General features: G+C 70.8%; 20 protein-coding genes. 13 read left to right on the top strand and 7 right to left on the bottom strand.

Features of this window, described 5'->3' with window-relative positions; all coding sequences use genetic code 11:
- Positions 1-65 precede the first annotated feature (65 nt).
- A complete protein-coding gene (locus RUR49_RS07600) occupies positions 66-986 on the top strand; it encodes a fatty acid desaturase (RefSeq protein WP_409145767.1) in 921 nt (306 codons plus the stop codon).
- A 126-nt stretch (positions 987-1112) separates the two neighbouring features.
- Positions 1113-1901 carry a phosphate/phosphite/phosphonate ABC transporter substrate-binding protein gene (locus RUR49_RS07595; protein WP_409145766.1) on the top strand — a complete coding sequence of 263 codons (789 nt, stop codon included), beginning with the start codon at positions 1113-1115 and terminating at the stop codon, positions 1899-1901.
- A 339-nt stretch (positions 1902-2240) separates the two neighbouring features.
- Here the strand turns inward: RUR49_RS07595 and RUR49_RS07590 are convergent, their stop codons facing one another.
- From RUR49_RS07590 to RUR49_RS07570, 5 genes are read right to left on the bottom strand one after another with little or no spacing between them, the layout of a single operon-like run.
- The gene (locus tag RUR49_RS07590; protein ID WP_409145765.1) at positions 2241-3326 is read right to left on the bottom strand and encodes an NAD(P)/FAD-dependent oxidoreductase; all 1086 of its coding nucleotides are present in this window, start codon (positions 3324-3326) and stop codon (positions 2241-2243) included.
- 43 nt (positions 3327-3369) lie between these two features.
- A complete protein-coding gene (locus RUR49_RS07585) occupies positions 3370-4533 on the bottom strand; it encodes an NAD(P)/FAD-dependent oxidoreductase (protein ID WP_409145764.1) in 1164 nt (387 codons plus the stop codon).
- An 8-nt stretch (positions 4534-4541) separates the two neighbouring features.
- Entirely contained in the window at positions 4542-6188 is a 1647-nt protein-coding gene (locus tag RUR49_RS07580) for an NAD(P)/FAD-dependent oxidoreductase (RefSeq protein WP_409145763.1), read from the bottom strand.
- Positions 6189-6211: 23 nt separating this feature from the next.
- Positions 6212-7462 (bottom strand): cystathionine gamma-synthase family protein, encoded by a 1251-nt coding sequence (locus tag RUR49_RS07575; RefSeq protein ID WP_409145762.1) that lies wholly within the window; start codon positions 7460-7462, stop codon positions 6212-6214.
- A gap of 49 nt (positions 7463-7511) precedes the next feature.
- Positions 7512-8741: an aromatic ring-hydroxylating oxygenase subunit alpha gene (locus tag RUR49_RS07570; protein ID WP_409145761.1), complete on the bottom strand. Its 1230-nt coding sequence runs from the start codon at positions 8739-8741 to the stop codon at positions 7512-7514.
- Positions 8742-8959: 218 nt separating this feature from the next.
- Between RUR49_RS07570 and RUR49_RS07565 the strand changes: the two genes are divergently transcribed.
- The 4 genes from RUR49_RS07565 to RUR49_RS07550 all read left to right on the top strand — a co-directional run bounded on the left by RUR49_RS07565 (position 8960) and on the right by RUR49_RS07550 (position 13228).
- Entirely contained in the window at positions 8960-9952 is a 993-nt protein-coding gene (locus RUR49_RS07565; protein ID WP_409145760.1) for a LysR family transcriptional regulator, read from the top strand.
- A gap of 153 nt (positions 9953-10105) precedes the next feature.
- A complete protein-coding gene (locus RUR49_RS07560) occupies positions 10106-11125 on the top strand; it encodes an ABC transporter substrate-binding protein (RefSeq protein WP_409145759.1) in 1020 nt (339 codons plus the stop codon).
- Positions 11126-11243: 118 nt separating this feature from the next.
- Entirely contained in the window at positions 11244-12134 is an 891-nt protein-coding gene (locus RUR49_RS07555; RefSeq protein ID WP_409145758.1) for an ABC transporter permease, read from the top strand.
- A 2-nt stretch (positions 12135-12136) separates the two neighbouring features.
- Positions 12137-13228 carry a glycine betaine/L-proline ABC transporter ATP-binding protein gene (locus tag RUR49_RS07550; protein WP_409145757.1) on the top strand — a complete coding sequence of 364 codons (1092 nt, stop codon included), beginning with the start codon at positions 12137-12139 and terminating at the stop codon, positions 13226-13228.
- Between the two features lie 110 nt (positions 13229-13338).
- Here RUR49_RS07550 and RUR49_RS07545 read toward each other — a convergent pair whose 3' ends face one another.
- On the bottom strand, positions 13339-13740 hold the full coding sequence (locus tag RUR49_RS07545; protein ID WP_409145756.1) for a rhodanese-like domain-containing protein: 402 nt from the start codon (positions 13738-13740) through the stop codon (positions 13339-13341).
- Between the two features lie 158 nt (positions 13741-13898).
- Between RUR49_RS07545 and RUR49_RS07540 the strand changes: the two genes are divergently transcribed.
- The 7 genes from RUR49_RS07540 to RUR49_RS07510 all read left to right on the top strand — a co-directional run bounded on the left by RUR49_RS07540 (position 13899) and on the right by RUR49_RS07510 (position 18319).
- Positions 13899-14081: a hypothetical protein gene (locus RUR49_RS07540; protein WP_409145755.1), complete on the top strand. Its 183-nt coding sequence runs from the start codon at positions 13899-13901 to the stop codon at positions 14079-14081.
- 395 nt (positions 14082-14476) lie between these two features.
- Positions 14477-14929, top strand: a complete 453-nt coding sequence (locus tag RUR49_RS07535) for a cysteine rich repeat-containing protein (protein WP_409145754.1) — start codon at positions 14477-14479, stop codon at positions 14927-14929.
- A gap of 28 nt (positions 14930-14957) precedes the next feature.
- Positions 14958-15533 carry an OmpA family protein gene (locus RUR49_RS07530; protein WP_409145753.1) on the top strand — a complete coding sequence of 192 codons (576 nt, stop codon included), beginning with the start codon at positions 14958-14960 and terminating at the stop codon, positions 15531-15533.
- Positions 15534-15682: 149 nt separating this feature from the next.
- Positions 15683-16093 (top strand): CidA/LrgA family protein, encoded by a 411-nt coding sequence (locus tag RUR49_RS07525; protein ID WP_409145752.1) that lies wholly within the window; start codon positions 15683-15685, stop codon positions 16091-16093.
- Positions 16086-16808, top strand: a complete 723-nt coding sequence (locus tag RUR49_RS07520) for an LrgB family protein (protein WP_409145751.1) — start codon at positions 16086-16088, stop codon at positions 16806-16808. Before RUR49_RS07525 ends, RUR49_RS07520 begins: the two co-directional genes overlap by 8 nt.
- A 12-nt stretch (positions 16809-16820) precedes the next feature.
- On the top strand, positions 16821-17753 hold the full coding sequence (locus RUR49_RS07515) for a class I SAM-dependent methyltransferase (RefSeq protein WP_409145750.1): 933 nt from the start codon (positions 16821-16823) through the stop codon (positions 17751-17753).
- Between the two features lie 143 nt (positions 17754-17896).
- Positions 17897-18319: a cupin domain-containing protein gene (locus RUR49_RS07510; RefSeq protein WP_409145749.1), complete on the top strand. Its 423-nt coding sequence runs from the start codon at positions 17897-17899 to the stop codon at positions 18317-18319.
- A gap of 54 nt (positions 18320-18373) precedes the next feature.
- Here the strand turns inward: RUR49_RS07510 and RUR49_RS07505 are convergent, their stop codons facing one another.
- Positions 18374-20380 (bottom strand): glycosyltransferase family 2 protein, encoded by a 2007-nt coding sequence (locus tag RUR49_RS07505; protein WP_409145748.1) that lies wholly within the window; start codon positions 20378-20380, stop codon positions 18374-18376.
- Positions 20381-20475: the final 95 nt, after the last annotated feature.

The following is a 20475-nucleotide window of genomic DNA, read 5'->3' as shown; positions in this document are numbered from 1 at the left end:
GGCCCCTCCCCCTTGCGCCGGCCGTGCGGCTCTGCAAGCTGGCGGCAGGGGAAATCGAAAATCACATGGACATGTCCAAGAGCGCTGCCCGGCGTTCGCGCCGTCCTGCCGTCGAGTGGCCGACGGTCGGTGTCGCCGTCGCCATCTATGGTGCCTGGCTCCTTCTCACCGTCTTCTGGGAGGCGCTGCCGCTGTGGCTGCTGGTGCCGCTCGGGGCCTGGTTCGTCGCCTGGCAGTCCTCGCTGCAGCACGAGGCGATGCACGGCCACCCGACGCTGAACCGCACCCTCAACACCGCCCTCGCCTGGCCGCCGCTGTCGCTCTGGCTGCCCTATCCGGTGTACCGGCTGCAGCACCTGCGCCACCACCGCGACGAGCACCTGACCGACCCGCTGGAAGACCCGGAATCGGCCTACTTCACACCGGCGATGTGGGCGCGGATGCCGACCCCGGTTCGGCTCATCATGCGGTTCAACATGACGCTGATCGGCCGGCTCACCATCGGTCCGGCGATCATGATCGGCTTCTTCCTCGCCGACGAGGTGAAGCGCGTCATCGCCGGCGAGCCCGGCCGGCGGGCGATCTGGGCGTGGCACCTCGTCGGCGTCGCCGCGGTGCTCGTCTGGGTGGTGGCGATCTGCGGGATGCCGCTCTGGCTCTATCTCGTCGGCTTCGTCTATGCCGGCACGGCGCTCACCCGGCTGCGCTCGTTCGCGGAACACCGCTTTGCCGACCAGCCGGAGAAGCGCACCGCGATCGTCGAGAACGGCGGCCTGCTCGGACTGCTCTATCTCAACAACAACCTGCACGTCCTCCACCACGTCCGCCCGGCGGTGGCGTGGTACCGGCTGCCGGCGCTCTACCGGGCTTCGCGCGAGCAACTCGTCGCGCGCAACGGCGGGCTGGTGTACGACGGCTACCGTGATATCGCCCGCCGCTACCTCGTCGCCGAGCACGACGACCCGCTGCACCCCCGCGCCGGCTGAGGGCGGCGGCGCGCCGGCTAGGTGGGCCGTGCGAGAGCCGGCCGACGGCATCGCGCAGCGGCGTCCGATCTCTCTCCACTGCCGGAGCATCCGATGAGTGCGCCAGCGCGTATCGCCGCGCTTGCCATGTACGACGCGCCGGCCGCCGTCGCCGCCGCGAATGACGCGCTGTGGGCGGGGCTGCGCGACCGCCTCCGCGCCGCGGGGCTCGACGGCGTGCCGGACAGGCTGACGCGCGGCGGCTCCTATGCCGACCCATGGCTCCATCCGCGCCTGTTGCTGGCGCAGACCTGCGGCTTTCCCTATGTGCACCACCTCCGGGGCCGGGTGCGGCTGGTGGCCACTCCGGTCTATGGCTTCCCGGGCGGCACGGGGGCTGAGCGGCGGAGCGTCGTCGTGGTGGCGGCCGGCGCCTCGTTCGCCCATGTCGCCGACCTGCGCGGGGCCCGCGCAGCAATTAACGACCCCGGCAGCAATTCCGGCGCCAACTTGCTTGCCGCGCTGGTCGCGCCGCTCGCCGTCGACGGCCGGTTTTTCTCGTCCGTGACGCTGGCCGGCGGCCACCGCGAGAGCCTCGGAGCCGTGGCAACGGGCCGGACGGATGTGGCGGCGATCGACAGCGTGACCTTCGGGCTCCTCTCGGCGCACGCGCCGGAGGAGGTCGCCGGCGTGCGTGTGCTCTGCGAGACGCCCGGCGGTCCGGGATTGCCGTTGATCACGCGGGGCGCGGCGACGGACGGTGAGGTAGCGGTGCTGCGGCAGGCGCTGGCCGATGTGGTCGCCGATCCGGCGCTGGCAGAGTCGCGAGAGACGCTCGGGCTCGTCGGGATCGAGGTGCTGGGGGACGAGGACTACGGCGTGCTCGCCAGATACGCGGCCGAGGCAGCGGCGCGGGGGTACCGGGAACTTTCATGAGGTCGCGCTCGGATTGACGGCCCCCACCCTGAGCGCCTCCGGCGCTCTGTCCTCCCCTTGGCAGGGGAGGGACGGGCCCGCGGCGCAGCTCGCGATCCAACCTTTGGCGTGGTCGCCATCCGGCGGGGCAGGCATGTGGCGGGCAGGAACGTGGCGGGGCAGGCGGTCGGCGTAGGCAGGCGGTCGGCGACTGCTCGTCCCTCCCCTGCCAGGGGGAGGGACAGGCCGCGCAGCGGCCAGGGTGGGGCCCGTCAATCCACCCTCAAAGCTCTTCTGGCGCGCGCCGTCCTCGACGCTCGAGAGGGACGCCCCGCCTCACTGCACTGAGGCGCCCCACCCTCAATGCCGGTACGCCACTCCCGTCGCGATGCCCTCCGCCACCAGGTCGCCGATCAGCGGGGCGAGCTTGAAGCCGTGGCCGGAGCAGGCGGAGATCACCGAGGCCTTGGCCCCGATCGGCCCGACGACAAAGCTCTCGTCCTCCGTCACCGTGTAGAAGCAGGCCTTGCGCTCGAGGATCGTGTAGCGGTCGAAGCCGGTGAAGGCGAGATCGGCGGCCGACATGAGCCGCGCCACGTCGGCGTCCGTCGCCGCCCGGTCGCCGTCGGCGTCGCCGGAACGGGTGAAGGTGTGGTCACCGACCTTCAACCGCGTGCCCGGCCGCGGCGGTAGCGTATAGGTGCCGCTCTCAAGTCCGAGATCGAGGAAGATCGGCGCCGCCGCCCACGCGGCCGCGAGATCCGTCGGCGGGGCGAGGAAGAGCACCGCCTGGCGCGACGGCACGGCGCGGCCGCGGATCTCCGGCACGAGCCGGTCCGCCCAGGCGCCGGCCGCGACGACGATCTGGTCGCCCGTGAAGACCTTGCCGCCGGCGACGGTGACCGTGCCCGCCTCCGGATCGACCGCCTCCACCTTCGTCAGCGCGTGGAAGACCACCCCCTGCCCCGCGAGGTGGACGACGAGGTCGGTGAGGATGCGGATCGGGAACAGCACGCCGGCGCCACCGAACTCGACGGCGCGCGTCAGGCCGCCGGTGTTGATCATCGGGTAGCGCGCCGCGATTTCGCCGACCGGCACCTCGCGCCACGGGATGCCCATCGCCTCGAGGTCGACGATCGAGGCACCGATCCACGGCGTCGGCTCGCGCTCCAGCACGATCGAAGGCAGCGGCGTCAGGTGGCAGGCGCCGATGTCGGCCCACAGCCGCTCGTAGAGGCGGAAGCAGTCGGGCATCAGCCGGGCGTAGCGGTGCATCTCGCCGTAGGCGTGGCGGGTGATGCGGTGCTCGTCGTGCGACGTCGCCTTGGGGTTGGGGATCGGCCCCTGGTCGAACACCTCCACCGCGAAGCCGCGCCGCACCAGCCCCCAGGCGGTGGAGAGGCCGGCGATGCCGGCGCCGACGACGAGAATCTTGCCCTTGTGCATGCGGGACCTTCGACGCGAACGGAACGGAGAAGTGGCGGGCCGGTCAGGCGGCGGCGGCGCGCGCGGCCGCGACCCAGCCTTTGTCGGCGGCCCAGCCGTCGGGCACTGCGTCGAAGCGGTCGAGCCGGTACTTGTCGAGGTCGGTGAACGAGCAGCGCCCGTCGACGACGAGGTCGCGGATGGCGTGGCCGGTCGCCGGCGACAGCCCGAAGCCGACCGCCGACATCGTGCAGACCGTGAGGTTTTCCGGCGACGACAGCCGGTCGATCACCGGCCGGCCGTCGGGCGTGTTCTCGATGAGCCCGGCCCAGGAGCGGATGACGCGGACGTGCGCCGCCTTCGGCAGGAGCTCGGCGAGACGGCGGGCGAGATGGGCGGCGAGCGGCGACGTCGGCCGTGACAGCGGTGCACCGTCGGCCGGCAGGTCGATCCACTCGTGCGGCCCGCCGCCATAGGCGAGGTTGCCGCGGAGCGTCTGGCGGCCATACAGGCCGTTGCCGTCGACGCCGCCGTGCGGCATCAGCGGCAACGGCTCCGTCACGATCATCTCGGCGCGGGCGACCGCCACCGGCAGGCGCACACCGACGGTGGCGAGCAGCCGGCCGCTCTGCGGGCCGGCGGTGACGACGACGTGGTCGCACTCGATGAGGCCGGCGGCCGTCTCGACGCCCGTCACCTTGCCGCCCCGCGCCACCAGCCGGACGACCGGCGTGTGCTGCAGGATGCGGCCGCCGAGGTCCTGGATGGCCCAAGCATAGGCCTGGACGGTGCGCTGCGGGTTGGCGTGGCCGCCGACCTTGAGGTGGATGCCGCCAAGCGCACTGTCGCCCGCAAGCGGCACGCGCCGGCGCACCTCGTCGCCGTCGAGCGCCTCCCAGTCATAGCCGTGGCGGCCGACTTCCTCGCCCATGCGGAGATAGGCGTGGAGGTGGTGCTCGGTGGTGGCGAAGATGATGCGCTCGCGGCGGTATTCGGTCGGGTAGCCGAGGAGCTCGTCCATCAGCGGCCAGAGCCGCTGCTCCTCGTGGAAGAGGGCGCTGTTGTAGTGGGTGCAGCCGCCGCCGTTGCGGCCCGACGCCTCCCACCCGACGATGCCCTTGTCGACGACGAGGACGTCGACGCCGGAGCGGGCGAGCCACCAGGCGGCCGACAGGCCGCTGACGCCGCCGCCGACGACGACCACGCTGGCGCGGAGGGGAGCATCCATCGGGCCGCTCACATGTGCATGGTGAACTCGATCAGCTCCTGCTCGCGCGGGGTGCCGATCGCATCATAGGGGACCCACTGGGTGGGAATGCCGAACCAGACGTCCCACTGTTCCTCGGAGGCCGCCGTCTCCGGCAGGGTCGCCAGCACCGCGAGCGGCAGCGGCCGCACCGGCGCGCGGTAGCAGGCGAGCGGAATGCCTTCCACTGGCACGCCGGCGCCGATCGCCATCACCATCGCCACCTGCTCGCGGCAGCGCCGGCCCTGGCACGGGCCCATCGTGACGCGGGTGAGGCGTTTCATCTGGTCGTGGCTCGGCGTCCCCTCCCCGGCCATCGCCGACAGCGTCCGGCAGCGGTTCTCCGGGATGGCGGCGCCTAGATAGCGCGGCGGCTGCACGCCGACGAGTTCGGCGCGCGTCACCTCCTCGCACGGGCAGACGAGCACGTCGGTACCCCCGGTCGCGAGCAGCGCCTCCATCCAGCGGCGCCGGTGCGGCAGCTGGTCGTCGCCGTACACGGGCGTCGGTGCGGGGGTGGACGCAGCGTCGCCTTCGGACGCGGTGGCTCCGCGCGCGGCGAGGACCGCGGCGGCCGCCCGACGGCCGTGCGCCGCCGCCTCCTCCGGCGTGGCGAGCCGGCGGCCGACGCCGGCGCAGTCGCCGGCGACGAAGACGGACGGCAGCGAGGTCGTGACACCGTCGGGGCTGTCCGGCACGAAGCCACCGCGGGCGCCGTCGAGCACGACCCGCACGCCGGCGGCGTCGAGGAGGTCGATCACCGGCACTCGGCCGACGGCGAGGCAAAGGGTGTCGCAGGCGATCGTCTGGTCTGGACGGTCCCCGTCGACGGCTGCGACGACGGCACCCGCGACGCCGAAGGCTCCGCGCACCGCCGACCGGACGACGCTGCCGGTGAGGACGCGGACGCCGCGCTCGATCAGGGCCGCGATGCGGGACGGTTCGCCGAGCGGTGCCGGCACCACCTCGACCAGTGCCGCCACCGCGAGGCCACGGGCGAGCGCGCTTTCGGCCGCCGTCAGCGCCAGATCGTCGGAGCCGAGCACGACGAGGCGGCGGCCGTCGAAGGCTTCGTAGCGCTCGAGCAGAGCCGCCAGCGCGACAGCGCCGACGACGCCCGGCTGGTCGGCACCGTCGAAGGAATAGACGAGGTCGCGTGCGCCGGCGGCGACGATGAGTTGGTCGAAGCCGCAGAGCCACGCCGCCGTCTCATCGGCGAGCCCGACCACCGGCCCCGGCAGCGCGTGCAGGGCGGCGCCCTCGACGAAGACGCCCCAGGCGGCCGTGCCGAGGGCCACGTCGATGCCGAGTTCGAAGGCCTCGGCGAGGTCGGGATTGGTCGCGAGCATCTGCTCGAGCATCCGCTGCGGCGCACCGATCGAAGCGTCGGCGCGGCCGCCGTAGAGCAGCGGCACGTCGAGGCCGACGAGGCCGGGCGCGACCGGGTTCTCGTCGACGAGCTTCACCGCCAGCCCGGCGCGCGCCGCCGCGAGCGCCGCGGTGACGCCGGCCGGGCCGGCGCCGATGACGACGACGTCGAAGCGCTCGCGCGGCGGCGCGAACTTGCCGACCTGCGAGCGCGGATCCTGTGCGGGGCGATCCGGCGCGGGCGACGGCGCGGCGGTCCGATCGTTCACGGGCCGTCCTCCGGTGTCGTCCATCAGATCGCCTCCAGCGCCGCGCCGAGGTCGGCGATCAGGTCGTCGACGTGCTCGATGCCGACCGACAGCCGCAGCGTCGCGTCGTCGATGCCGGCGGCCTCCCGCCGCTCCTTCGGCACGGCGTAGTGGGTGGTGGAGGCCGGGTGGCAGATCAGCGTCTCGGTGCCGCCGAGGCTGACGGCCATGCGCAGCACGCGCAAGCGGTCGAGCATCCGGAACGCCTCCGCCTCGCCGCCGCGGATCCGGAACGAGAAGGTCGAGCCGGCGCCGGAGCACTGCCGTTCGAAGGCGGCGCGGGCGCGCGTGCCGGCGGGCAGGAAGCCGAGATAGGTCACGCTCGCGACCTTCGGGTGGTCGCGCAGGAAGGTGGCGACCGCCAACGCGTTCTGCGCCGCCCGCTCGGTGCGCAGGTGCATCGTCTCGAAGGAGCGCAGCAGCAGCCACGAGGTGTGGGCATCGAGCGTCGAGCCGACGAGGGTGCGGAACATCTTCAGACGGGCGATGACGTCCGCCCCGCCGCTGACGCCACCGGCGAGCAGGTCGCTGTGGCCGCCGGCATACTTCGTCAGCGAGGTCATGCAGAGGTCGGCGCCGTGGGCGAGCGGGCTCTGCACGAACGGTCCGAGGAAGGTGTTGTCGATGCCGACGAGCGGCCGGCGGACCTGGCGGCGGCCGATGTCATCGGCGACGGCGGCGAGAAGCGCGATGTCGGTGACGGCAGCGGTCGGGTTGGCCGGCGTCTCCGCCCAGACGAGACCGACGGGGCCGGCGGCGATGGCCGCATCGGCGGCCGCCTCGATCGACTCCCGGTCGGTGCCATCGGAGAACCCGAAGGCGCGGATGCCGAAGCGCGGGAGTTCCTGGTGCACGAAGGCATCGGTGCCGCCGTAGATCGGCCGGCAGTGCACGAGCGTGTCGCCGGGCGACAGCTGCGTGAGCAGCACGGCGGTGATCGCAGCCATGCCCGTGGCGAAAGCCGCCGACGCCTCGGCGCCGTCGAGGGCCGCGAGCCGCGCCTCCACCATGTCGAGATTGGGATGGCCGAGACGGCCGTAGATGTGGCCGCCGGCGCCGTTGTCGACGCCGTCGAAGAAGGCGACGTGCAGGTCCTTCGCCGCCTGCGCCGACGGGTAGACGAAGGTCGACGTCAGGTAGGCGGGTGGCTTGGCGGCACCGTTGGCGGTGGCCGGGTCGTAGCCGTGGCCGACCGTCAGCGTCTCGCGGCGCACGGTGTCGTTGCGACGGCTCATCGCGCCCGCCCGCGGCTGACGCCCGCCGGTACTTGCTCGCCCGCTCTGCTCACGCGACCTCGGCGACGCGCAAGGTGGGGCCGCCGACGCGGGTGCGGACGCGGCTCACATACCAGTCGATGAAGCGCAGCACGAACGCCTCCCCCTCCGGCGAATAGGGCCCCGGCCGGTAGCCGCGGCCGTTGACGCCGCGCTGGTTCATCTCGGCGAGGTCGCGGTCCTGGCGGTTGGTGACGTCCCAGGTCTCCACCAGCCGGGCGAGATCGTAGTCGATCCCCTCCACTGCGTCTGCCCGCACCAGCCACTTGCCGACGACGTGGGTCTCCTCCGGCCCGACCGGATAGGCGGAGAACGAGAAGACGTAGTCGCCGAGGCAGTGGGTGAAGTTGTGCGGCTCGGTGGCGAAGCGGAACGAGCCGAGGTCGCCGCCGTCGACGTCGATCAGCGGCTTTGCCACCGCCGGCTTGCCGTCGCGCGACATCGAGATCATGCCGTCGTTCAGCGGGAAGCGGGCGCACTGCCACCACGGGCCGTCGCGCGGGCCGACCTCGAGGCCGTTCGCCTCCATGCGCTCGCAATAGGCGCGCTGCCGCTCGCCCTCCTCCTGGGCGAACTTCGGGGTGATGCCGACGGGGAAGGAGACGCCGAGCTCGGGGTGGCAGGCGGCGCAGTGATAGCACTCGCGGCCGTTCTCCATGACGAGCTTCCAGTTCGCCTTTTCGACCAGCGTCACCTCGTGCACCAGCTTTGTCTCGCGCAGCCGGAACGGCGACAGCATCGGCTCGAGATCGGCGCGGAAGGCGGCGAAGTCCGGTGGCGTCTCGGCGATACACACGTAGATCGCGCCGGCGACCGTCTCGACGTGGATCGGCAGCAGCGCGTGGGCGGACGGATCGAAGCTCTCGTCCATCAGGCGCGCCCGCATCAGGCTGCCGTCGAGCTCGTAGGTCCACTGGTGATAGGGGCACGACAGCCGCGTCGCCTTGCCGTGACCGTCCGGGCAGATCTGCGCGCCGCGGTGGCGGCAGGAGTTGAAGAAGCCGCGGAGGGTGCCAGCCCGGTCGCGGACGACGAGGATCGGGGTGCGCCCGATGGTGAGCGCGAGGTAGGCGCCGGGCTTCGGCAACTCCACCTCGAAGCCGACCATCAGCCAGCTCTCGCCAAAGACCGCCTCGACGTCGAAGGCGTAGAACTCCGGGTCGGTGTAGAACTCCTGGGGCAGCGTGTGCCCCGGCCGCCACGTGTCGAGACTGTCCCTGATCCGCCGATCGTCGCGCATGCGAGGCCTCCGTCGCCTGCTGCCAGCTAGCACGGGTGATCGCGCCGAAGACAATGTTGATTACTCATGCTCCAATTCGAAAAAAGCAATTGAGACGGGCGTGCGCAAACCTCATCATCCCATGCAAGAAAAAGATGGACTTCCACGAGGGTGACACACCAGAGCCGCGCCGGGCGACATGAGTCGCCGGCCGGCCCGCTGATCCAATCGAGGGGCGGGTGATCGACAGAAAATGGCTGCCGCTCAATGCGTTGCGCGCCTTCGAGGCGGTCGGCCGGCGGCTCAGCTTCACCGGCGGCGCGCAGTCGCTGCACGTCACCCAGAGCGCTCTCAGCCGCCACGTCATCAGCCTCGAGCAACTCATCGGCAAGCGCCTGATCGACCGCCGCGCACACGGCATCGCGCTCACCGAGGCCGGCGCCAAGTTGTTGCCGGTGCTGGAGAAGAGCTTCGACCGCATCGAGAAGGTGCTCGACGAGATCCGCAGCGAGGAAACGACCGAGCGCGTCCTCAAGGTGCACATGCCCCCGACGTTCCTGCAGCGCGTCGGCATGCAGATGTTGCACGAGTTTCGCGGCGAGTATCCGAACGTCGCCATCGACGTGTCGAGCGCCTACGGCAACGGCCTGCCGGCACGCGAGGTCGATGTCGCCGTCGTCTACGACAAGCCGACCGTCTCCGACGACATCCTCGACCTGCTGTGGATGGAGCGGGTGACGCCCGTCTGTTCGGCGGCGCTCGCCGCCCGCTTCGCAGGGCAGCCGCTCGGGGACCTGATCGCCGCCAGCGAGCTCCTGCACGTGCGCGTCGAGGGGCAGGCGCCGAGCCACCTGTGGAGCCAGTTCGCGCGCGTCGCCGGGGTGCGCATCGACACCTCGAAAGGCATCACGTTCGACACCCTCGCCCTCGCCGTCCAGTACGCAAAACGCGGCCACGGCGTCGTTCTCGCCGATATCGATCTCTTCATCGAAGAGATGAATGATGGAAGTCTCGGCGTTCCGGCCCGTGATGTCGAGTACAAGGACGGCTATGGTTACTTCCTCAGCTTGCACCCGGAGGATCTCGACGATCCGCTGATCGCACTATTCCGGACCTGGGTGATTTCCAGGATCGCCGGTATTGACCGGAGCGGCTCGTCCGCTACCCTAAGCGATGTGGCTGAACCGCGGCGACGGCGGGGCAGCGGTGTGGCGCCGAAGGCGCCGGGCTAGCGACGGGGGCAGACGAGGGCGCGGCCGGGATTGCCCGTGGCGCCCGCACCAGCAATCGAGCACCGCCCCGACGGGGTGGGTCATTCGACAGCGGCGCCCACAAGGCGCCGGAAACCAGACGACGTGACCAACCAGACTGGGAGCCGTGATCTCATGACCAGACTTCTCGCCTCGACGATCATCGCCGCGGGGCTCGCCGCAGGCGTATCATTTGCTGGTACCGCGCCCGCCAAGGCGGCCGACTGCGGCACCGTCACCATCGCCAACATGAACTGGGCATCCGCCGAGGTGCTCGCCTGGATCGACCAGATCATCCTGTCGAAGGGCTACGGCTGCAATGCCGAGCTGGTGCCCGGCGACACCACGCCGACGCTGACCGCGATGATGGAAAAGGGCGAGCCGGACGTGGCGCCCGAGGCGTGGGTCAACGCCGCCCGCGAGCCGCTCGACAAGGCCGTCGCCGAGGGCCGTCTCTACTTCGCCTCCGAAGCCCTGCCGGACGGCGGCGTCGAGGGCTGGTGGATCCCGAAATACGTCGCCGAGGCGCATCCCGACATCAAGACCATCGACGATGCGCTGAAGCACCCGGAGCTGTTCCCGGCGCCGGAGGACGCCTCGAAGGGCGCCGTCTACAACTGCCCGACCGGCTGGGCCTGCCAGATCCTCACCGCCAACTTCTTCAAGGCCTACGGCGGCGCGGACAAGGGCTTCGTACTGGTCGACACCGGCTCGGGCGCCGGCCTCGACGGCTCGATCGCCAAGGCCTACGAGCGTCAGCAAGGCTGGCTCGGCTACTACTGGGCGCCGACCGCCATCCTCGGCAAGTACGACATGGTCAAGCTGTCGATGGGCGACGGCGTCACCCACGATCCGGCCGAGTGGAACCGCTGCAACACCGTGCTCGACTGCGCCGATCCGAAGCCGAACGCCTGGTCGAAGTCGGAGATCTTCACCGTCGTGACGTCGCGCTTCAAGGACGCGGGCGGCCCGGCCTACGAGTACCTGACGAAGCGGACGTGGAGCAACGACACCGTCAACAAGCTGCTCGCCTGGATGGTCGACAACCAGGCGACCGGCGAGCAGGGCGCCATCCACTTCCTGAAGACGCAGCCGCAGATCTGGGAGAAGTGGGTGAGCCCCGAGGCGGCCGAGAAGGTCAAGGCCTCGCTCTGAGGCACCCAGAAGCGGTGGAGGGCGGCTCCCGCCCTCCACTGTCCGGTCAGGTCCAGGGTGATTTGTATCCTGGCTTGCGCCACACTTCCGTCCGTGACGGATGTCCGGGAGCGCGCCAATGAGCTTCTTGACCGACTTCCCGACGATGGACAACGCGAGCCTGACAGCGCTCAAGAAAGCCATCGACGAGGGGTTCCGCAGTTTCACGCGCACCTATGGCGAAGCGTTCGAGATCGCCTTCGAGCCCTTGAAGGTCTTCATGATCTGGGCCGAGCGGCTGATGACGACGACGCCGTGGCCGATCATCCTGATCGCCATCATGGCGATCGCCTGGCTCGCCAGCCGCAACATCAAGGTCGTCATCGGGTCGGGCGTCGCGCTGTTCGCCATCGGCTATTTCGGCATGTGGGACGACACCATGAAGACGATCGCGATGATCGTCGTGGCGACCCTCACGGCCCTGGTGATCGGCATTCCGATCGGCATCCTGATGTCGCTGTCGAAGCCGCTGCGCAGGATCGTCACGCCGATCCTCGACGTCATGCAGACGATGCCGAGCTTCGTCTACCTGATCCCGGTGGTGATGTTGCTCGGCATCGGCAAGGTGCCGGGCCTGATCGCGGTCGTCATCTACGCGCTGCCGCCGGTCATCCGCCTCACCGACCTCGGCATCCGGCTGGTCGACAGCGACGTCATCGAGGCGGCCAACGCCTACGGCTCGTCGGGATGGCAGCGGCTCGTCCACGTGCAGCTGCCGCTGGCGCTGCCGACGATCATGGCCGGCGTCAACCAGACGATCATGATGGCGCTGTCGATGGTGGTCGTCGCCTCGATGATCGGCGTCCAGGGCCTCGGCCAGCCGGTGCTGAAGGCGATCGCCAACCAGTACTTCACACTCGGGCTGTTCAACGGCTTCGCCATCGTCGGCATCGCCATCATCTTCGACCGGGTCAGCCAGGAGTACGGACGGCGCCTGCAGAAGCACCGGGAGATCGTGCATGGGCACTAGGCATGGGTACTAGGATCGACGGCATCAAGCTGCGGCACGTCTACAAGATCTTCGGGTCCGACCCGGCTGCCTACGTGGATCGCGTCAAGGCGGGCATGACGAAGACGGAGTTGCTCGAGCACAACCACGTCCTCGGCCTGCGCGACATCTCGATGGACATTCCCGGCGGTGCGATCCAGGTGGTGATGGGGCTGTCGGGCTCCGGCAAGTCGACGCTGATCCGCCACATCAACCGGCTGATCGAGCCCACCGCCGGCGAGGTGCTGGTGGACGACGTCGACGTCGTCAAGATGACGCCGCTGGAACTGCGCACGTTCCGGCGCACGCGCACGGCGATGGTGTTCCAGAAGTTCGGCCTGCTGCCGCACTGGACTGTGCTCGACAACACGATGTTCGGCCTGAAGGTGCGCGGCACCGCGGCGGCCGAGCGGCGCGAGACGGCGATGCGCTGGATCGAGCGGGTCGGGCTGAAGGGCTTCGAGGACAAGTATCCGAACCAGCTCTCCGGGGGCATGCAGCAGCGCGTCGGCCTCGCCCGAGCGCTCGCGAACGACGCGCCGATCCTGCTCATGGACGAGGCCTTCTCGGCGCTCGACCCGCTCATCCGCGTCGACATGCAGAGCGTGCTGCTCGACCTGCAGACGGAGATCCGCAAGACCATCGTCTTCATCACCCACGATCTCGACGAGGCGCTCCGGCTCGGCGATCACATCGCCATCCTGCGCGACGGCGAGCTCGTGCAGAAGGGCACCGCCCAGGACATCGTGATGACGCCGGCCGACGACTACGTCGCGAGCTTCGTCAAGGAGGTGAACCGCGGCCGGGTGATCCTGGTGGAATCGGTGATGACCGTCATCGCCGCCGGGGCCGTGGCCTCCGACAGCCTGCCGCGGGTGGCGGCGAACGACCCCATCGAGGTGGCGAGCAAGGTGATGTCGGATGCCGGCGCCGCGCAGGCGGTGGCCTGCTGCGAGGCGGGCCGCCCGGTCGGCCTGGTGACGATGCGCGACGTCATCAACACGATGACGACACCTGCCGCCTTCCCCTCGATCGCCCGCCAGGCCGCCACGGAGACGATCGCCGACGTCGCCTGAACGGGCGTCGGTCGCGCCGATCCACCCGGGCTTCGCAAAGATAACGGCGCGGCCGCAGGTTCGAGCTTCCGCAAGCCCCGGCCCCGCGGGCGGCCTGTTCTTGCCGACCGTCAGCCCGCCGGCTTCGGCACGATCGGGGCGACTGGCCCGCCGGCTGCCTTCCAGGCGCCGAAGCCGCCGGCGAGATGGCTGACGTTCTCCATCCCCATGTCCTGCACCGTCTTCGTCGCCAGCGCCGAGCGCCAGCCGCTCGCGCAGAAGAAGACGAAGCGCTTGTTCTCCGCGAACACCGGCTTGGCGTAGGGGCTCTCCGGGTCGACCCAGAACTCCAGCATGCCGCGCGGGCAGGAGAAGGCGTCCGGGATGCTGCCGTCGCGCTCCCGTTCGCGCGGATCGCGCAGGTCGACGAAGACGACATCGTCGCGTCCGTGCAGCGCCAGCGCCTCGGCCGGCTCCACCGCCGTGACCTCCGCGCCGGCTTCCGCCAGCAGCTGCTTGTAGCCCTTCTTCACCGCTCTGATCCTCCCGTGTCCTCCGTCCGAGCCTACGCCTTCGGGCCGGGCCGCGACAGGGGCCGGTGGCCCCATGGCCAGAACGCAGCGGCGCGCGGAACGACCGCAGCGTCGCGATCGTTCATATCCCCGACCACCGCTCTCCGAGGACCAGCACGATGACCCAGCAGCCCGACGACCCGCAGCAGCCCGATCCGAAGCGCGGGCCCGTGGACCCGTCCGACCCCCTCGGCCCCCCGATTCCGCCGATCACCGAGCCCGAGCCGGACGATCCCGCGGACCCGCCGCCGCTCCCGAACCCCGACGAGCAGAACCCGCCGATGCAGGCGACCGCCAACTGATCCGCGCCACCGGTCCGACCATGCCCAGTCCGCTCACCAGCAATCGCACGTCAGCTACCAGCAACGGCCGCTCGTCCAGCAAGCTCCGGGAGTTGCCACCGTTCGGTCTACCCGACGAGCCCTACCCGCCCCCGCCCGCGTTGGCACCGGCGCCCGCGGACGATCCCCGCGGCGTCTATCTGGCGCCGCCGGAGGAGACGGCGAAGGTCCGCTGACCACGGCGTTGTGGCGTGGCCGTGCCGCTTCCGGATCAATCCGGGATCGACGCGCCTGCCCTTTTTCGTCAGGATCGCCTCCAGGAGCACGGGAGAAGGCGCCGAATTCGCCCCACCTCGCCGGGGGAACCGGCGGGGGGAGAGGGAGGATGGCCCCTTATGCTCCGTCAGGGGGCCTTCATGACGACAAGGTTGGATACTCGGCGCCCGCGGTGGGCACTGTTCGCCGTCGCGGCGGTAGCGGCGATCGCGCTGCTCGGCCCGGTGCAGCCGGCCGCCGCCCAGACCATCGGCTACGCCCAGGCAATCGACATCCTCGCCGACAGCTGCGGCGAAGACATCCTGAAGCACTGCAAGGGCGTCAACCTCGGCGGCGGCCGCGTCGAGGGTTGCCTGATGGACAGCCCGAGAGTCTCCCAGGCCTGCAAGGTCGATCTCGTGCGGGTGCAGCAGTTGCTCGCCGCCCGGGCTGCCGCCCAGGCGGCCGTCGGCGAGATCTGCAACCGCGACGCCCAGCAGTTCTGCAAGATGACCAAGCCCGGCAAGGGCCACATCCTCAACTGCCTGCTGAAGGCCGCGCCCAGCGTGAGCGCCAACTGCAACGCGGCGATCGACGCCGCCGGCTATCGCTGAACCGCGCCCGGCAGAGAGAGAAAAACCCATGTCCTCGCGAATCCTGACCGCGCTCGTCGCGGTGGTGCTGCTGTCGCTTCCCGCCGGCGCCCAGACCAAGCTCGACCGCAACGAGATCATCAACAGCCTGACGGGGCTGCCCGCCGCGGGCCACGGCGTCACCGCCGCGCTGCTCCGCCAGCAGGCCCTCGACAACATCGCCCAGTATCCCGGCGACAACGCCACGACGGCCCTGCCGCTCGCCGCCCAGCTCGCCAAGCTGCGCCAGTTTAATGTCGAGATCGTCTTCGACTTCGATTCGGCGACGATCCGGCCGGAGTCCTACGAGACGATCGGGCTGATGGCGGACGCCCTCCATCACCCCTACCTGCTGCAGTATCGCTTCCTGGTGATCGGCCACACCGACGCCAAGGGCGACCGCAAGTACAACCTCGAGCTCAGCCAGAAGCGCGCCGACTCGATCCGCGACGCGCTCACCACGACCTTCCGCGTCGATCCGGCCCGCCTCGATGCCGTCGGCCTCGGCGAGGAGCAGCTGCGCGATCCGGCCGACCCCTACGCCCAGGTGAACCGCCGCGTGCAGCTCATCAACATCGGCGAGTGAGGCTGCGCCGCCGCGCGGAGGCGCCCCACGGGCGCGTCCGCCGGCGTCGCATCGATCGTCTCGCCTGACCGAAGCAAGCGCGGTGGCGCCGTCTCTGGCGGACGGCGCCGCTTGCGTTATCCTGACGGCCCCTCCCCGGAGCCGATCCGATGATCCGTGGCCTCGCCGTGCTGCTCGTCTGCCAGCTCCTCGGCGAGGCGACGGTGCGCGCCGCCGGGCTGCCATTGCCCGGCCCCGTGCTGGGCCTCGTGCTGCTCATCGCCGTCTTCGCGCTTGTGAGAGCCCGTGCCGCATCCGGTGGACCGGCGGACGCGACACTCGACGATACCGAGGCGACCGGTGACCGCATCCTCTCGGTGCTCGGGCTTTTGTTCGTGCCGGCGGGCGTCGGCGTCGTCACCGAGCTCGACCTGTTCGCCCGCCACGGCGTAGCGCTGGCCGCTGCCCTCGCGGTCTCGGTGGTGGCGACGCTCCTCGTCACCGTCGCGACCTTCCTCATCGTCAAGCGCCTGCTGCCGGCCTCCGCCGGTGACCCGGCGGGGGAGCCCGGCGATGGCTGACTCCCCCTTCGATCTCTGGGCCTACCTCTCGACGACACCGCTCCTGTGGCTGACGGTGACGCTCGGCGTCTGGGTCGGCGCCGATCGGCTCGCCGCCTGGAGCGGCCGTCATCCGCTCGTCAATCCGGTGCTTTTGTCGATCCTCGTCGTCGCCGTCGTGCTGGCCCTCACCGCGACGCCCTATGCCGTCTACTTCGAGGGTGCCCAGTTCGTGCACTTCCTGCTCGGTCCGGCGACGGTGGCGCTCGCGGTGCCGCTGTACCGCGCCCGCGCCCGCGTCCGGCGCAGCCTGCTGCCGATCGTCGTGGCGCTCGTCGCCGGGTCGCTGACGGCGATTCTGTCGGCGGTCGGCGTCGGCATGGCACTAGGCCTGCCGCACGAGGCTCTGGTGGCGCTCGCACCGAAGTCGGCGACGGCGCCGGTGGCGATGGGCATCGCCGAGGCGCTCGGCGGCGACCCGGCGCTGACCGCGGTCCTCGTCATCCTCACCGGCATCCTCGGCGCGATCGTGGTGACGCCGCTGATGAACCGCCTCGGCATCCGCGACTACGCCGCCCGCGGCTTCGCCGTCGGCCTCGCCTCGCACGGCATCGGCACCGCCCGCGCCTTCTCCGTCGACAGCCTCGCCGGCACGTTTGCCGGCATCGCGATGGCGATGAACGCGGTGGCGACGGCCCTGATCGCGCCGCTGGTGATCCGTGCGCTCGGCCTGTGAGATGATGGCGCCATGAACGATCCAATCGATTCGACCGATCGCGAAGCGGCCGAGCGGCGTCGGGCCGCCGCCTACTGGGACCGTCCGGCCCCGGTGCCGAAGCTCGCGCGGTGGTGGGCGTGGCCGCGAATCGTCGCCCACCAGAACGCGCTGATCTGTGGCGAGCCCCTCCCAGCCTGGGGTGCCGGCCTCGTCCGCGAGGTCGAGCGGCGCTGGCCGGGTCGCCGCTTCCGACGGGCAGTCTCGGTCGGCTGCGGCAACGGCGCCAAGGAGCTCGAGCTCCTGCGCAGCGGGCTCGTCCAGCAGTTCGACCTCTACGAGATCTCAGAGGCGCGCATCCGCCACGGCAAGAAGCTGCTCGCGAAGGCCGGCCTCACCGACCGCGTCACCTGGCACACCCACGACGGCGTCGCGGCGCTGGAACTCGGGGCGCGCTACGACCTCGTCACCTGGGACAACGGCCTTCATCACATGCCGGACACCGCCCGCGCGGTGGCCGCCAGCGTGACGGCGCTGCGCCCGGGCGGCGTCTTCCTGATGAACGACTATGTCGGCCCGAACCACTTCCAGTGGAGCCAGCGCACCCTCGCCTATGCCACCGCCGTCCGTCACCGCCTGCCCGAGGTGCTGTTGCGCGACCCGACCGATCCGGCGCGACGGCTGGCCCGGACCTTCGGCCGCCCGGACCGCGACGCGATGATCGCCCTCGACCCGAGCGAGGCGGCGACGAGCGAGGCGATCCTGCCGGCGATCCGTCAGCACTTCACCGATGCTCGCATCTGGATGCTCGGGGGCGCCGTCTACCACCTCGCCCTCAACGACGTGCTCGCCAACCTCGATCCCGCGCGCGACGGCCCGCTGCTGGAATCGCTGCTTCTGCTCGACCTCGCCCTGGCCGAGCTCGGCGAGAACCAGTACGCAGCCTGCCTCGCCGCAGTCCCCTGAGGCGACTGTCGACCATCACCATGCCGTCATCGACCATCGCCACCTTGGCGAGTGGGCGCGAGCCGCTGTACGGTCCGCGCGGGGTGGGGCTTTTCGTGGTGCGCTCAGCAGCCGGTGCGTCCGGCGAACATTAGGGGAACTCTATGGTACCTGTCGTTGCGTCGATGAACCTCCAGCGCCTGCATGTCCAGGGCGCGAAGGACAAGACCGTCAACTGGAAGGGCGCCTTCGCGTCGTGCGGCGGCAATGGCGCCGTCGCGTCTTCGACCATCGTCTACGAGATCGAGCCCGGCGATCACCTCGGCTGGCACACGGACGCCACCGAAGAGACCCAGTACATCATCGCCGGGACCGGAACGCTCTACATGGAAGACGGCGAGCATGCCGTCGGCCCCGGAAGCGTCTTCGTCCTGCCGGCCAACATCCGGCACGACCTCGCCAACACCGGCACCGAGACGCTGCGGGCCGTCGCCTTCTTCTCGGCGGCGATGTTCACGCAGACCTTCGACGAAGTGATGATGCCGCCGAACACCCAGGTGCTCGGCACGCCGAACCGCAACGGCTGATCCGTCGCAGCCTTCCGCCGGCGTCCTCGGACGCCGGCGTCGCCGCTGAAAGTGTCAGCCGGCGCCGACCTTGAAGACGCGCTTCGCGCCCTGCTTCACCGGCACGACGACGTTGACCCGGCTCGCGCCGTGGCGAAGCTCCGCCGCCGTGGCAGCGAGCAGGCGACGACGCATCCCGGCCAGGGCGGCGTCCGCCTGCATGGCGGTCTCCAGTTCGGCGAAATCGGTGCCGGCGTGCTTCTCGCGCACGGCCCGGTTCGTCTCCTGCGTCAGCTGGGCCCGGCGCATCGCACCGAAGCTGCGCGACTTGGCGTGGAACACGTAGGTGTCGGCGGCGACGAGCAGCCGGTGCCCCGCCGCCCGCAGCCTGAGGCAGAGGTCGGTCTCCTCGCCGTAGCCGTGCGGGAAGTTCTCGTCGTCGAGCCAGCCCAGTTCGGCGATCAATCCGCGCCGAAAGATGCCGCAGAAGCCGTTGAGCAGCGGGAACGGCACGGTGAGGCCGTCAGCCACCCGCTCGACGAGTTCGCCGTAGCTGTCGATCGTCCAGCCGACCGGCACGGCGTTCACCGCCCACTCGCCGGTGCGCGTCTTCACCTTCGGCACCGACTGCCAGCTGGCGGCGTTCGACACCGGCCCGACGCCTGCGACGTCGGGGGCGGAGACCAGCGCCGCGTGCAGCTTGTCGAGCCAGCCGGCCGTCACCACCACGTCGCTGTTGGCGATGACGACGACCTCGGCGACGCAGCTCTGCAGCCCGATGTTGACGGCGCGCGTGTAGCCGAGGTTGCCGGGGTTGGCGATCGCCCGGATGCGCGGGTCGGCAGCGCGGAAGGCGGCGATGCGGCCACGCGTGGCGGCGCCCGAGCCGTCGTCGACGAGCACGAGCTCGAACGGCGAGTGGGTGTGGCGCACCACGGATTCGACCAGCGCATTGAGGTCGCGGACCGCCTCGTGGACCGGCACGACGATCTGCACGAACGGCGTCGTCGTCGCCGCCGGCACCTGCGGGCGCGGCACGGCGGCGACACCGCCGCCCGGCAGCCGCGTCGGGTTGCGCGCCACCACGCCGTCGCGCCAGAGGCCGGAGAGCTGCAGCGCCTCCACCTGGTCGTGGATGGTCTTGTCCTCGAAGCTGCCGGTGGCGGCGGCCGGTGCCGCGGAGAAGGTCGAGCGCGCCGTCACCTGCGGGGAGAACACCACGCATTCGCCGAGGCCGGCGAGCTCTAAGCAGAGCACCAGGTCGGCGCCGGCCTCGATCGGCCCGCGGAAGCGCTCGGGAATCGCCACCGGCACCGAATGCAGCCGGACGACGCCGGAGCCGTAGATGCGCTTGCGGACGGTGGCGATCTTCTCGACGTGGTTGCCTTCGCGCACCAGCCCGAGGAACAGCTCGGTGACGCCGATCGGCGAGGATTCCACCGTCCGGCGCAGCAGCAGCCCGACATCGACGAACAGCCAGTCGCCGGCGATCTCCTTGAGGCGGATGCGTCCGAAGACGCGCAGGTGCCCGCCGGAGTGGCGACGCCGCACGCGCACCGCAAGCGCGTACTGGTCGTCGGCGAGCGCCAGGCCGTGCGGCCGCTCGGCGCGCACCATCGCCCGCACCGGCGAAGAGCCGCGATAGTCGAACCACCATCCCGCCGCCGTCTCGCACGGCAGTTCCCTAGGCACCACGGTCAGGCCGTGCGGCCAGGAGCGGAAGTCGGCGTTGCGGACGCGGTTCCTCGGCGGCGGTGGCTCGACGTTGCGGTCGCGGGCCGCCGTCGGCGCGATATGGATCGGCGAACCCGGCAGCGGATCGCCGCCGATGACGCGCGCCTCGATGATGTGGGCGCCGCCGTCGATGCACTCGTCGGGCAGCGGCACGACGAACCCGCAGGAGGGGTCCGGCAGCTGCGGCGAGACGAGGTCGCGGCGGAACTGGTCGGCGGCCACCACGATGATGGCGGTGCCGTCGACAAGGATTTCCACCTCGAGCTTGCGGCCGGCCGGCATCGTCGTCGCCCAACCGGTCAGCATGCCGGTCGGCGCCAGCCCTTCGAATTGCCCGATCACCGTCATGAAGTCGCGCCTGTCCCCGTTCCCGCCGCAACGGGCCCCGCAATGCCGCGGGCAACCGCACCGCGCGGCCGTCCGCAGCTTCGGGGAGCGCCGGT

The organism is Pseudoxanthobacter sp. M-2 (assembly GCF_046156265.1).
GTDB lineage: Bacteria > Pseudomonadota > Alphaproteobacteria > Rhizobiales > Segnochrobactraceae > CAMDHY01.
The sequence above is the reverse complement of the archived record's forward strand: the minus strand, read 5'-3'. Positions and strand labels throughout refer to the sequence as shown.